The organism is Amniculibacterium sp. G2-70 (assembly GCF_014353055.1).
Taxonomy (GTDB): Bacteria; Bacteroidota; Bacteroidia; order Flavobacteriales; family Weeksellaceae; genus Amniculibacterium; species Amniculibacterium aquaticum.
The window spans coordinates 635,242-649,528 of record NZ_CP060698.1 but is presented as its reverse complement, the minus strand read 5'-3'; the positions used below and the strand labels follow the sequence as shown (position 1 = coordinate 649,528).

Here is a 14,287-nt window from a genome sequence, read left to right as displayed (position 1 = left end):
CATCAAGTGTCCGTAATTTTATTTGATTACTGTTACTTTTGTACCGTTGGATAGGTTTATCTGACCGCTGGTTACTACTTTGTCGCCTTTTGCAATTCCGCTGATGATTTCTATTTTGTCACCAAAGATTTTTCCACTCACTACGCTTACCAATTTTACGGTATTGTCCGGTTGAACGACAAAAACTTTGTTGTTGCTGACTCCATCTACAAAAGCATCTTTCGGAAGAACCATCATGGCGTGTTGCGTGCCCGATTCTTTGGCAGAAAAAATGGCCGAACCGTACATCCCGGCTCTAAGCTCGTTGTTTGGATTATTGGAAACGGTGATTTCTACAGGGAAATTTAATGTGGCATCGGCCAAAGGAGCGATGAAGCTTACTTTACCAGAAAATTCTTTGTCCGGATAAACGCTAACTTTAATTTTGATGTCGTCACCGATTCTTAGGTTGGCCACTTCGGCTTCGTTTACATTCACTTGAAGTTTAAGTTTTGAAGTATTGACGATTTCGAAAAGTGGAGTTCCTGGAGAGACCACGGCACCCGGTTCTACGGTTTTTTTGTTGATGTATCCGGAAACCAAAGTCCTTACATTGGAGTCTCCAACGCGGATGTTGCTTTGTTCTACTGCGTTTTTAGCATTTTTTAGTTGCAATCTGGATTGGTCCAACTGTTGCTTGGTAACACCGCCTGTTTTGTATGCATTTTCGAATCTTTGGTTATCGACAATTGCATTTTGATACGCCGCATTGGCTGTGGAACGATCTACTTCTAAGGCGTCTTTTTTCACGGTGGCCAAGGTCTGTCCGGCTCTTACAAAATCGCCTTCTTTTACCAAAACGCGAGTAACTTTCCCGGACATTTCAGATGCCAACTGCATTTGTTGCAATGGAGCAAAAGTACCGTTGGATGCGTAATCTGAAGAAACATGCTGAAAATCTGCGGTAACGATGTTTACCGGAACATCGGCATTGGAGCTGGCGATAATTGCGGTTTGTCTTTCGGTTTCTTTTTGGTTTTTGTTGATGATGTACGCTCCTCCGCCAACGACACCGGCAGCGATAAGGAGGTAAAGAAATGTTTTTGCTATTTTCATTGTTTAATTATTTAAAATTCATTGTCATTAGAAAATAATCTAATGTTTGGATGTTGTTGACTACGAGTGGTTATGGGTGCAGCCCGACTTGAGCGGAGCTCTTTTCATTTTTTTTCTGAGCGTAGCGAATGAAAAAAATGAAAAAGCGGGAGCGGAAGGCGGTTAAGCTGCCCAAAAAAATATTATTTTCTAAGATTTTCTAATTCGCCTTTGGCTTTGTACAGCTGTATTTCGGCAATTTTGAAATCCAACACGGCGGTACTGTAGTTGTTTTTGGCTTGTACAAGGGCGTTTTCGGCTTCCAGAAGGTCGGTTAGTGGAGCCAATCCGTATTGGTAGTTGCTCTGTGTGTTTTTCAGGACCGTTTCTGCCAGTTGTACATTGGCTTCTTGACTTTTAATGGCTTCCCAGTTGTTTTCCATTTGAGTTTTCGCATTTTGATACTGAAGGTCCAGTCCCAATTTGGTTTCTTTGATGTCTTGTTCTAAAGATTTTAGTTCTAATTTTGCCTGATCTACCTTAGATTTTATTTGGAAACCGTTGAAAATAGGAATGTTAAGTTGCAAACCTACACTGGCATAGTCGGTCCAATAGACTCCTTGACTTTTGCCCGGACCAATGGGGAACTTGTCACCAATGCCCTGCCAAGTGTAGTTGCCCACCAAGTTGAGGGTTGGATAATAGGCGGCTTCTGTCGCTTTGATGTTGTAGCCCAATAGGGTTTTTTGCTTGTCCAAAACTTGCAGTTCTGTTCTGTTTTCGGTATTTACGGTTGCAGCAAGAAGGGGTGCATCTACTGTCATATCGGCATCTACCAAATTAATAGGAGTTTCTATAGGCATTCCCATGTAGAATTTCAAGGCATTTTCGGACAAGTTAACCGCGTTTTTCAGTTGTATTTTTCCGGTTTCCAAATTGGTAAGGTTAACATTGGTTCTGTCCAGATCCACTTTTTTTGCCAAACCGTTGTCGTACAAACTTTTTATGATGTTTCTTACCTTTTGCATACTTTCAAAACTGCTTTCTATGGTTTTGAGTTTTTCTTTTTGGGTAAAAACCTGATAGTACGCTGTGGAAACATTTTCGATAAGCGTTTCGTCGGTAAGTTGTTTGTTGGCTTGGTAAAATTCTTTGGTGGTTTTTGCTGCTTTTAGCCCAATAAAAACCTGTTGGTTAAAAAGTGCTTGTTGAAGTTGTACCCCAATCTGTGCGCCCCATTTTCTTCCAAAAGGCACCATGATAACTTCGCCGGGTTGACCGAACATATCGCCGGGCAAGGCCGATTTTTGTAATATAGGATTGTAGTTGATACCGCCTCCGGCATTAAGTTTGGGCAAAGCACCTGCTTTGGATTCAGCAATAAGATAATCGGCATTGGTGATTTGCAAATTGGCTTTTTGTGCTGCCGCTTTGTTTTCTAAAGCGTAGTCGATAGCCTGTTTTAGGCTGACGGATTGCTGTGCTTGTGCAGAAAAAGCACCTGCAAAAATTGCTACAGCAACGATTGATTTTAATAATTTCATATAGGCGTTATGAATTTGTTTTAATTTTTGGGTTTACGATCTGGGGTTGTTCTTCGGTTTTATATAAAAATAGTATCGAGAATAACTTGCTTTCTTTCTTGGATAATTTGGTTGAACTCTTGATTGGTTAGATTAAGAGAGTCCATTAGCAAAGGCCTCATGCAACTGGGGAACGAAACCAGCGATGCTACATTAATCATGAATTGAATGGTGGAAATGGGTTTGATCCTTCCTTCTTCAATTTCAATTTTCAGTTCTTTGTCCAAGGCTGGATGCACCAAGTCAATATCGTTTTTATTTCTACCTTTTTTGCATTTGTTGTAGAGTTGAGTAACGATGTACACCTCTAAAAAAGGATACTTGATTGCTGAAGCCAGCTCGTCTTCTAACCACATTTCCAGTTTTTTCCGAAAAGATAAATCCATGAGAAGGATGGCATTGTGTTTATCATTATGCTCTTTGGTCGCTTCTTCAAAGACGATTTCGAAAAGATTTTCTACCGATCTAAAGTAGTAGTTAATAGAAGTCCTGTTAACCCCTGCAGCATCGGCAATCTCTTGGGTGGTAGCCTTGAAGCGGCCTTCGCCAAAGAAAAGTTGTATTGCAGCTTTCTTTATAAGTCCTTCAGTATCAATTTTATGTTCTTCTTTTGACATTTTTGTCTAACTTTTTCGTCTGCAAATTTAGTTCAACTTTTTTGTTTGACAAAATTGTCGAATGTTTTTTTTTCTGAATTCATTAAAAAAAAATCCTCAAGCTAAAATGCGAGAGGATGGACTAACAAAATTTATTTTTGGTAATGCTTGTTGATGAAAGCTAAAGAAGCTGCGATCAAATCATTCACCTTATCTCTAGGAGTTGTGGTAAAACCGTGATTGCCTTTTTCTACAGTGATGAATTGGTTTTCGACTTTTTCAGCATCTAATTTATTCTTCAGATTTTTAGATTGACGGTAAGGTACAATGTGATCTTTGTTTCCTTGCTGAATAAGAATGGGTGTTTTGGTGTTCTTGTTGATGTAATTTATAGGCGAATATTTTGCTAAAACTTCTTTAACCTTTGACTTATTTGTTTCGATATTTGTTAGCGTCATATCAGAAATCAGTTTGTTTCTCAAGTGGTACAACTTGGGTTTGAAGGTTTTAAACGCAAATCTTATCAAGCCACCAGCGTCCGTTTTGAAAAGTTGGTTAAGGTCTGTTGGTCCGAAAAGGTCTATGACATAATTAAAGTGGATGTTTTTGTTCTGAATGGTAGAATAAGCCAGCATTAATGCCAAATGAGAGCCTGCAGATTCGCCCATAATTCCAATATTATTAAGGTCTAGGTTGTATTTTGAAGCATTCGCATTTAACCAATTCAATGCGGTGTATGCATCGTCCAATTGCTCATTTAGGCTGACTTTAGAATTCAGAAGTCTGTAGTTGATGCTGATCATGGCATAGCCGGATTTCTGCAAACTGTCTCTCAGGCTTCGCATGTAATATTGTTTTTCAAAATTTTTATCGCCTTCTACCCAAGCTCCACCGTGAATGTGGAAAACCAAAGGAGTTTTGTCAAACTTTTTAACTTTAGGCAGAAACAAATCCAATTGAATAGAATCTCTTTCTGGTGAAATTTGGAAGGTGATGTTGCGCAGATCTGAGGTCTGATTTTCTTGTGCTTGAAAAGAAAAAAAATAAAATTGAAGAAATAAAGTAAGTAAAAGTCGTATGCCTATTTTCATACATCATGAATTTAATTTTTGTCAATTCAAAATTAATAAAAATCACGAAAGAAATTTTGTAAACGAAATAAAATCAATAGTACTTAGAGCCTGTTTAAATTTTATATCTAGAATTTTTGTATCGATATTTAGATGGGTTTTGGGTTTTAAAATTGAAGTTTTAGCGGGCTAAAACAAAAATTTAAAATGCAAAATACGCTAAATAGAATACAAAAAGGCAGATAAGAAAGATTGGAAATAGCCAAATTATTATTTCTGTAAAATTTTAAATAGGCTCTAAATGATAAAACAATATATTTGCATAATCTCAACGATACAAATGAATGAACACCTACGATTGGAAAAAAAATAGTTTTGATAAAATTTTCAGTTTTCTACTGATTGTTTTTTTATTTCCCATCATGTTGCTTTCTTTTATAGCGGCATCCATAGATACATCTTCCTTTGGAATTTTTTTCCAGAAAAGAATTGGACAAGGTGGCTTACCCTTTGTGATTTTTAAACTGAAAACCATGCATCCTCAGACAAAAAATATATCCAAAACGGGTGCATTTCTAAGGAAATCTAAACTGGATGAACTGCCACAACTGTACAATATTTTTTTAGGAGAAATGAGTTTCGTAGGGCCGAGACCCGATGTATCGGGTTATTACGATGTTTTGACGGGTGAGGATAGAAAGGTATTGGCTCTTAAACCTGGACTTACATCAGAAGCAAGCCTGAAATACAGTAATGAAGAGTATTTGCTATCCCAGCAAGAAAATCCTCTGCAATACAACGATGAGGTGATATTTCCAGATAAAATCAAGATGAACCTCAACTATTTAGACCATCAATCCTTTGCTTTGGATATGAAAATTATTTTAAAAACCATTTTCAAGGTTTTTTCTTAGAGTCAATATTCTTAATTTTTATATTTTTGTTGAACACATAAAAAAACTATAATTCATGAAAACTCAGAAAATAGGAATTACCTTTTCGGCATTCGATCTTTTGCATGCGGGACACATTAAAATGTTAGAGGAAGCAAAAACCGTTTGCGACTACCTTATCGTAGGACTTCAATTGGATCCAACATTGGACAGACCCAATAAAAATAAACCCACACAATCCATTGTCGAAAGATACATCCAACTAAAAGCATGTAGAAGTGTGGACGAAATTATCCCGTACAACACCGAGGCCGATCTTATGGACATTCTAAAATCTTTTGTAATCGATGTTAGAATCATTGGTGACGACTATCGTGATGTCAACTTTACCGGTAAAGAATATTGCGAAGAAAAGGGGATAGAAATCTATTTCAACAAAAGAGACCACCGTTTCTCCACTTCCGATTTAAAAAGAGCCGTATTCGAATCCGAATTGAAGAAATTAGAATCCAACAAATAGAAATAGACTAAAACCAATCGATGAAACTTGTACCAACCCCACTGAAAGACTGTTATATAATAGAACCTACCATTTTTGAAGATGAAAGAGGCTATTTTTATGAAAAATTCAACGAAAAAAAATTTGAAGAACTCAGTGGATTGACCGGGAATTTCGTGCAAGATAATGTTTCAAAATCCAGTTACGGTGTTCTTAGAGGCATACATTTGCAAAAAGGAGATCATGCACAAGCCAAATTGGTGTCTTGCTTGGAGGGCAAAGTTTGGGATGTTGCCGTAGATCTAAGACCCGACTCTCCAACCTACAAACAATGGTTCGGAATAGAATTAACCGGCGAAAATAAAAAGCAATTGTACATTCCCAGAGGTTTTGGGCACGGTTTTTCGGTTTTGTCAGAAACGGCCGTATTCGCTTATAAATGTGATAATTATTACAACAAGGATTCGGAAGGTGGCGTGCGTTGGGATGACCCAATTTTACAGATTGATTGGAAATTGTTTGAAGACCAAATTCAACTTTCGGACAAAGATCAAATACAGCCTTTTTTAGAAGAAGGAAATTATTAAAATCAAATTCAGGAACTGAGAAATTCTCAGTTCTTTTTTTATTTGTAAATTTGCACCCGTTTTACCAAACCTATTTGATCTATTATGAGAACGAAATCCACAGGAAAAAAGAAAATCAACCTTGTAACATTGGGATGCTCCAAAAATGTTGTTGACTCCGAAGTTATTATGGGGCAACTGAAAGCCAGTGGCAAAGATGTTGTACACGAAGGGAAGGGCGATATTGTAGTCATCAATACCTGTGGTTTTATCGACAATGCCAAAGAAGAAAGTGTGAACACCATTTTGGAATACGTAGATCTTAAAAAAGAAGGTAAAGTAGAAAAAGTTTTTGTAACCGGTTGTCTTTCTGCTCGATACAAGCCGGATTTGGAGCAGGAAATTCCCGATGTGGATCAGTATTTTATGGGGCCAAGAGAATTGCCCATTCTTCTAAAACAATTGGGTGCCGATTACAAACACGAATTGGTGGGCGAAAGACTGACCACAACACCAAAACATTATGCCTATCTAAAGGTTTCCGAAGGTTGCGACCGTCCATGTACTTTTTGTGCCATCCCATTGATGCGTGGTGGACATATTTCTACACCCATAGAAAATTTAGTAACCGAAGCCAAAAAATTAGCCGCCAATGGCGTGAAAGAACTCATCCTGATTGCACAAGACCTCACCTATTACGGTTTGGATATTTATAAAAAAAGAGCTTTGGGCGATTTGTTGAAGGAATTGGTAAAAGTAGAAGGTATAGAATGGATTCGTTTGCACTATGCCTTTCCAACAGGGTTTCCGGAAGATGTTTTGGAAATCATTAAGACCGAACCCAAAGTGTGCAATTATTTGGACATTCCGCTTCAACACATCAACGATGATATTTTGAAGAGAATGAAAAGAGGAACTTCCCACGGCAAAACCGACAGTTTGTTGAAACAATTCCGTGAAAAAGTTCCAAATATGGCCATCAGAACTACGCTGATTGTTGGTTTCCCGGGCGAAACTGAAGAACAATTTGAAGAACTAAAAAATTGGGTTCGCGAGCAAAGATTCGACCGTTTGGGATGTTTTACCTATTCGCACGAAGAAAATACCGGAGCTTTCCAATACGAAGACGATGTACCTGAAGAAGTGAAAGAAAGAAGGGTGGAAGAAATTATGGAAATTCAACAGCAGATTTCTTACGAAATCAACCAAGAAAAAGTGGGTAAAACCTTCAAATGTCTTTTTGACAGAAAAGAAGGTAATTATTTTGTTGGTAGAACCGAATTCGACTCTCCCGATGTGGACAATACCGTTTTGGTCCCTGCCGAAAACACTTACATCTCTATGGGAGACTTTGTGAATGTGAAGATTAACTCCGCCGAAGACTTCGATCTGTACGGAGAAATCGTTTAGAAAAACACGAATAATTGAACCATATTGGCAATTCTCTTTGTTGAGAATTGCTTTTTTTATGCTTTTTTAAGAAATATTAACAAAAACCAATGCGGTTTTATCGTGTTAAAATTCTTAATTTTGCCAGCTGAAAAATGAAACTGACTAACCTACATATCAACAACAATAAAGGACTGATCTTGCGATTGCTTCTTGTTTTTTTGATGATGTTGGCCTATCTCAGTTCTTCCACTTCTACCCAGAAATTGGACAGGATTGTTGCTACAGTCTTACATTCCGACTATGTTTCCATTGATCTTTCACCGATAGAAGAACAGAACGACAATGCTCTACTTTCTTCAGGTAGAACCCTAAAAGTGGTGAAGAAGATCGTGTTTTCGGATAAACTTTTCGTTATTCTTGCTTCTTTGGTAGAGATTTTTCCACAGATCTTTTTCGATGCTTTCAATGTCAGCATCCAAGCAGGGATTTTTTCTCACCTCTATCTCTTTCATTTGTTTTAGAGTATTTTTTTCGATAAAATTTAGAGCCTGTTTAAATTTTATATCTAGATTTTTTGTATAGATATTTAGATAGGTTTTGGGTTTTAAAATTGAAGTTTTAGCGGGCTAAAACAAAAATTTAAAATGCAAAACACACTAAATAGAATACAAAAAGGCAGATAAGAAAGATTAGAAATAGTCGAACTATTATTTCGGTAAAATTTTAAACAGGCTCTTAAACAGGCTCAAAACCTAGATTCCTTTTTTCTTGGGTCTGTCGTAGGTATTTTTGATGTTAGGCGAATGCTTTTCATCCACCTCTAATCATTTTTTTTGTAACTCGATAAACCATTAAATAATGCGTCAAATTAATTGGATCGTAGCATCAAGTGCAATGCTATTATCAATCTATTCTTGTAATAAGAAATCTGCTGAAAAAACGGAAGACATCAAATCGGTACCGGTAATTACGGTGCAAAAGAAAGATACTTTGGTCAGCAGCGAATATGTAGCTGAAGTTCAAGCTAAAAAAAATATTGAAATACATGCCAGAATTGCCGGTTTGTTGCAAAATGTTGCCGTACATGAAGGTCAGTTCGTAGAACAAGGTCAGTTACTGTTCAAAATTAACGATTCCGAATTGCAAATCGATTTGTTGAAAGCCAATGCCGGAACTAAGCAAGCCGAAGCCGATGTGAGCATTGCAAAAGTAGAAGTAAACCAAGCCGAAAGCCTGTATGCAAAGAAATTTATTGCTAAAAACGAATTGGAAATGGCCAAGGCTAAATTGTCCGCTGCAAGAGCAAAACAAGCTTATGCCGATGCCGAAAGAAAAGCCGTACTTCAAAAAATTAGCTTTACCAATGTTAGAGCTCCTTTTTCCGGGGTGATGAATAATATTCCGCTAAAAGAAGGAAGTTTGGTAGAAAGCGGAACTCTTTTAACCACCTTGTCTCAGCTCAATGAAGTGTATGCCTATTTCTCGATTCCAGAAGATATGTATTTTGAAATGCTGAAAGATGGAGAGTTGGATCCAACAACCCAAATCGAATTGATCCTTCCAAACGGACAGAAATACGATTTCCATGGAGTTATGAACAATGCCGAAGGCGAAATCGACCGATCTACAGGATCCATTCGTTACAAAGTTGCTTTCCCAAACCCGGATCGCTACATCAAGCACGGGACTTCGGGTAAGTTAATCATTTCAGAACATCAACCCAATGCCATTGTTATCCCTCAAAAAGCAACCTTCTCCATTCAAGATAAAGTCTATGTTTTCGTAGTAAATAAAAATAATGTGGTGAAAATGACCCATGTAAATGTGGCTGAAACTCTTAAAAATTCGTATTTGATTGATGGTGGACTAAATCCTGGAGATCGAATTGTTTTGGAAGGTACACAGTCCTTGAGAGACGGACAAAAAGTTAATATTCAAAAATAAAATTCCCCAATTATAAATAATTTATCATGGTTGAAATGTTTATTCGGCGAAAAGTTCTTTCGCTAGTTATATCAATTATCATCGTGTTGTTGGGAGTTTTTGCTTTGCTAAAATTGCCCATCACACAATTCCCAGATATCGTACCACCCTCTGTTACGGTAACTGCAAAATATACCGGTGCAAATGCCGAAGTATCGGCCAATGCTGTAGCTCTACCTTTAGAAAGAGCCATCAATGGAGTGCCAGGAATGACTTATATGTCCACCGTAACTTCCAACGATGGACTTACCATGATCCAGGTTTTCTTTGAAGTGGGCATCGATCCGGATGTTGCCGCAGTAAATGTTCAGAACAGGGTAACCACCATTTTGGACGAATTGCCGGAAGAGGTAATCCGTGCCGGAGTAACTACAGAAAAAGAGGTGAACTCCATGTTGATGTACCTGAACATTACCAGTAAAGACGATAGCCAAGACGAGCAGTTTATCTACAACTTTACCGACATCAACATCTTGCAAGAACTGAAAAGAATTGATGGTGTAGGTCGTGCTGAAATTATGGGACAAAAAGAATACTCCATGAGGGTATGGTTGGATCCACAAAAAATGACCGCTTACAAAGTTTCTGCCGACGATGTCATCAAAGCTTTACAAAAACAAAACATTGCCGCTGCCCCAGGAAAAGTAGGGGAGGCTTCAGGAAAAACCAACAGCCACTTGCAGTATGTTATCAAATATACCGGGAAATTCTTCCAACCCGAACAATACGAGGAAATCCCAATAAAAGCCGATGCTGAAGGAACCATACTAAAGTTGAGAGATCTTGCAAAGGTAGAATTTGGTGCCATGAACTACGGAATGGTTTCTAAAACCGACGGAAGACCCTCTGCATCCATCATGATGAAACAAAGACCGGGATCCAACGCATCTGAAGTAATTAAAAATGTAAAAGCCAAAATGGCTGAGCTTAAGGAAACCTCCTTCCCACCGGGTATGGAGTACAACTTGGCTTATGATGTTTCCCGATTTTTGGATGCTTCCATGTCAGCGGTGATCAAAACATTAATAGAAGCTTTTATCCTTGTGGGGATTGTGGTATTCTTGTTCTTGCAAGATTGGCGATCGACACTAATTCCGGTGTTGGCAGTTCCTGTGGCTTTGGTAGGGACATTTGCCTTCATGCAAACTTTAGATTTCTCCATCAACTTGCTTACGCTTTTCGCCTTGGTATTGGCCATTGGTATTGTTGTCGATAATGCCATTGTTGTGGTAGAAGCCGTCCATGTAAAAATGGAAGAAGGTATGCAACCTTTAGAAGCAACCATTTGTGCCACCAAAGAAATTGCCGGTGCTGTAGTAGCCATTACCATTGTGATGTCGGCAGTGTTTATACCGGTAGCATTTCTGAGCGGTCCGGTTGGGGTTTTCTACCGTCAGTTTTCACTGACTTTGGCCATCAGTATTGTGATTTCCGGGGTCAATGCATTAACGCTTACTCCTGCCTTGTGTGCCATTATCCTGAAACCTCACAGTCACGATAAAAAGAAAGGTTTGATGGACCGGTTTTTTGCATCCTTCAACCGAGGTTTCGATAAAATGACTGATGGATACACCAATATGCTTTCCAAATTTGCTACTAAAACGACAGTAACATTTGGGGTACTCTTGCTTTTTGTGGCTTTGTTAATGGCGACTTCCAGATTTTTACCAACAGGATTTATCCCAATGGAAGACCAAGGTATGGCTTATGTGAGTGTTACCACACCTCAAGGGGCAACGGTAGAGAGAACGGAAAAAGTTTTGGATCAAGTAGAAGCCGTTGCCAAAAAAATTAATGGGGTCGAAAATGTAACCACTCTGGCAGGATACAGTATTGTTACCGAAATTGCAGGTGCCTCATACGGTATGGCGATGATCAACCTTAAAGACTGGAGTGAAAGATCCGTTTCTGTAGAAGATTTTATTGCCGAACTCAAAGAGAAAACCAAAAATATTGCCGATGCCGAGATTGAAGTCTTTGCACCACCAACCGTTCCCGGATTTGGAAATACCAGCGGATTCGAACTTCGTTTGTTGGACAAAACAGGAGGTTCTTTGGAGCATACAGATAAAGTCGTGAAGGATTTTGTGAAAAAACTAAACGACTCTCCAGAATTGCAGAACAGTTTTACCAGTTTTGATGCCACCTTCCCGCAATACATGATCTCAATAGATTATGATATGGCTGCTAAAAAAGGTGTTTCTGTGGACAATGCCATGTCTACCTTGCAAACCCTTTTAGGATCGTATTATGCCACCAACTTTATCCGATTCAGTCAGATGTATAAAGTGATGGTGCAAGCCAGCCCCGAACACAGAGATACTCCAGAAAGTATATTGAATCTTTATGTAAAAAGCGAATCGGGCGAGATGGTTCCATTTTCCACATTTATTAAAATTGAAAAAGTGTACGGACCAGAAGTTTTGACCCGTTACAATATGTATTCGTCAGCGATGATTAATGGTGAGCCGGCACAAGGATACAGTTCGGGTGATGCCATTGCTGCGGTAGAAAAAATTGCGGAAGAAGAATTACCAAGAGGATTTTCCGTGGAATGGTCCGGGATGACCCGTGAAGAAATCCTTTCAGGTAACCAAACCATCTACATCTTTGCCGTTTGTTTGCTTTTCGTTTATTTATTATTGGCGGCACAATACGAAAGTTTCTTGTTGCCTCTGCCGGTACTTCTTTCTTTGCCAATGGGGATTTTCGGATCCTATATTGCCTTATTGGCAGTCGGGTTGGACAATAACATCTATGCGCAGGTTGCACTGGTCATGTTGATTGGATTGTTGGCAAAAAATGCCATTCTCATTGTAGAATTTGCCATACAAAGAAACAAAGAAGGTTACGACATTATTCCTGCAGCCATCGAAGGTGCTAGACAAAGACTTAGACCAATTTTGATGACTTCTTTTGCATTCATCGCCGGGTTGATTCCTTTGGTTGTTGCATCTGGAGCCGGAGCAACCGGTAACCGATCCATCGGAACCGCTGCTGCTGGAGGAATGCTCATAGGGACTGTTTTCGGATTGGTCGTAATCCCAGGATTGTATATTTTCTTTGCAAAACTTGAACAAAAAAAAGTAAAAAAAGATGAACAAATTTCATAAATATAGCCTTGTCGGAGTTGCCTTTTTAGCCTTGGCTTCTTGTGCCGTTCCTAAGGTAAACGATATTAAAAAACCAATGGAAATTCCCGTTGAGAACGCCAATCAACCAACTCCACAAACGGAAAGTATTTCCTTGAAAGAGTTTTTTGCCGATCCTGAACTTCAAATTTTATTTGATGAAGTGGTGGCCGCAAACCCCGATTTCCAAATTGCACAACAACGATTGGAAATTGCCAACAGCTTTCTTCAACGATCCAAAATGGCCTTGTTGCCCAGTTTGGAAGTAGGTGCTGTTGCAAGCATGGATCATTATGGTAAATATACGACGGAAAGCATTGGAAATAGAGAAACCAACGCCACACCCGGTTTGGATAGATCGGAGCAAATTAATGAAAACCTGAACCCCAATTATTGGTTGGGAGCTCGATCTTCATGGGAAATTGATGCTTGGGGAAAATTGAAAAGTCAAAAATTGGCCGCTCAAAAAAGATATTTGGCCTCAGAGGAAGGAATTCGTTTGATTCAGGTAGAATTGTTTACCAATGTTGCTCAACTCTATTATCAGTTGATCATGTTGGATAAAAAATTAGAAATCTACCAGAAAAACTTAAAGCTTCAACAAAAAGCCTACGAAATTGTAAAAGCGCAAAGAGAAGTTGGGAAAGTTACCGAATTGGCAGTTCAGCAGTTTAAAGCCCAAAACAACAACATCTTGGCCGAGTTGGAGTATATAAAAGCCGAAATTGTTTCTAATGAAAAAGCCATTGCAACGCTTACAGGCAAATACGGAACTGTAGTCCAAAGATCTTCCACTCTTTTGCCAACGCAGATTTCTATTTTAAACCAAGACATGGACATCAATAAAATCATCCATTCCAGACCGGATGTCGCTGCAAATTACTTGGTTTTGGAAGCGAGTCATGCAGATGCTAAAGCGGCTAGAGCTGCTTTTTATCCAAAAATTGATCTAAATGCATCGTTGGGTTTGAATTCATTTAACGCAGGGAAATTATTCAGTCCAAGTTCTTTGGCGGGTCAATTGTTGGGCGGTTTTATGGTACCTATTTTTAATAAAGGTCAGTTAAAACACGATTTTAATGTTGCAAGTAAGGAGCAAGAGATTGCTTTTTTAACCTATCAAAAAAGCATTACAACGGCTTTCAATGAATTGCAATCCGTACTGAAACAAATGAGGATTTTTGAAAAAGTTCTTACACTGAAATCCGAAGAAGTTCAGTCGTTGGATAAGGGGATTGTCATTTCCAACGATTTGTACATCACCGGTTATGCCAATTATTTGGAACTGATCAACTCTCAGAAATCAAAACTTCAAGCGGAATTGGATATGCTTCAATTCCAACATCAAAATACACAGAATAATATTTTATTATTCAAAGCTTTGGGAGGTAAATTGTAATTGGTATGCAATTATTTTCATCGGGGATTCACCATTTTGTGAATCCCTTTTTTTTACTTGAGAATCTTTAATATTATTGATTTCAACACCCGTTTTTAGAC

At 38.5% G+C, this 14,287-nt stretch carries 12 protein-coding genes; 8 read left to right on the top strand and 4 right to left on the bottom strand.

What is annotated here, in order from left to right:
* Positions 1-18: 18 nt before the first annotated feature.
* The 4 genes from H9Q20_RS03000 to H9Q20_RS02985 all read right to left on the bottom strand — a co-directional run bounded on the left by H9Q20_RS03000 (position 19) and on the right by H9Q20_RS02985 (position 4,344).
* A complete protein-coding gene (locus tag H9Q20_RS03000) occupies positions 19-1,095 on the bottom strand; it encodes an efflux RND transporter periplasmic adaptor subunit (RefSeq protein ID WP_124640588.1) in 1,077 nt (358 codons plus the stop codon).
* A 182-nt stretch (positions 1,096-1,277) separates the two neighbouring features.
* Complete coding sequence (locus H9Q20_RS02995; protein WP_187478268.1) at positions 1,278-2,618, bottom strand: TolC family protein; 1,341 nt, start codon at positions 2,616-2,618, stop codon at positions 1,278-1,280.
* A 59-nt stretch (positions 2,619-2,677) separates the two neighbouring features.
* The gene (locus H9Q20_RS02990; RefSeq protein WP_124640590.1) at positions 2,678-3,274 is read right to left on the bottom strand and encodes a TetR/AcrR family transcriptional regulator; all 597 of its coding nucleotides are present in this window, start codon (positions 3,272-3,274) and stop codon (positions 2,678-2,680) included.
* Positions 3,275-3,405: 131 nt separating this feature from the next.
* Positions 3,406-4,344 (bottom strand): alpha/beta hydrolase, encoded by a 939-nt coding sequence (locus H9Q20_RS02985; protein ID WP_124640591.1) that lies wholly within the window; start codon positions 4,342-4,344, stop codon positions 3,406-3,408.
* A 323-nt stretch (positions 4,345-4,667) separates the two neighbouring features.
* Here H9Q20_RS02985 and H9Q20_RS02980 point away from each other — a divergent pair, with 323 nt between their 5' ends.
* The 8 genes from H9Q20_RS02980 (at position 4,668) to H9Q20_RS02945 (ending at position 14,186) form a co-directional block, all read left to right on the top strand.
* Positions 4,668-5,237, top strand: coding sequence for a sugar transferase (locus H9Q20_RS02980; RefSeq protein WP_124640592.1), 570 nt, complete (start codon positions 4,668-4,670; stop codon positions 5,235-5,237).
* A gap of 55 nt (positions 5,238-5,292) precedes the next feature.
* Positions 5,293-5,736 (top strand): adenylyltransferase/cytidyltransferase family protein, encoded by a 444-nt coding sequence (locus H9Q20_RS02975; RefSeq protein WP_124640593.1) that lies wholly within the window; start codon positions 5,293-5,295, stop codon positions 5,734-5,736.
* Between the two features lie 20 nt (positions 5,737-5,756).
* Complete coding sequence (gene rfbC / locus H9Q20_RS02970; RefSeq protein WP_124640594.1) at positions 5,757-6,302, top strand: dTDP-4-dehydrorhamnose 3,5-epimerase; 546 nt, start codon at positions 5,757-5,759, stop codon at positions 6,300-6,302.
* Between the two features lie 84 nt (positions 6,303-6,386).
* Positions 6,387-7,691 (top strand): 30S ribosomal protein S12 methylthiotransferase RimO, encoded by a 1,305-nt coding sequence (gene rimO / locus H9Q20_RS02965; protein ID WP_124640595.1) that lies wholly within the window; start codon positions 6,387-6,389, stop codon positions 7,689-7,691.
* A gap of 134 nt (positions 7,692-7,825) precedes the next feature.
* A complete protein-coding gene (locus tag H9Q20_RS02960) occupies positions 7,826-8,194 on the top strand; it encodes a hypothetical protein (RefSeq protein ID WP_187478267.1) in 369 nt (122 codons plus the stop codon).
* Positions 8,195-8,531: 337 nt separating this feature from the next.
* The gene (locus H9Q20_RS02955; RefSeq protein WP_241154725.1) at positions 8,532-9,617 is read left to right on the top strand and encodes an efflux RND transporter periplasmic adaptor subunit; all 1,086 of its coding nucleotides are present in this window, start codon (positions 8,532-8,534) and stop codon (positions 9,615-9,617) included.
* A gap of 26 nt (positions 9,618-9,643) precedes the next feature.
* On the top strand, positions 9,644-12,769 hold the full coding sequence (locus H9Q20_RS02950; protein ID WP_124640598.1) for an efflux RND transporter permease subunit: 3,126 nt from the start codon (positions 9,644-9,646) through the stop codon (positions 12,767-12,769).
* Positions 12,753-14,186 carry an efflux transporter outer membrane subunit gene (locus tag H9Q20_RS02945; protein WP_124640599.1) on the top strand — a complete coding sequence of 478 codons (1,434 nt, stop codon included), beginning with the start codon at positions 12,753-12,755 and terminating at the stop codon, positions 14,184-14,186. The genes H9Q20_RS02950 and H9Q20_RS02945 overlap by 17 nt, the downstream gene beginning before the upstream one ends.
* Positions 14,187-14,287: the final 101 nt, after the last annotated feature.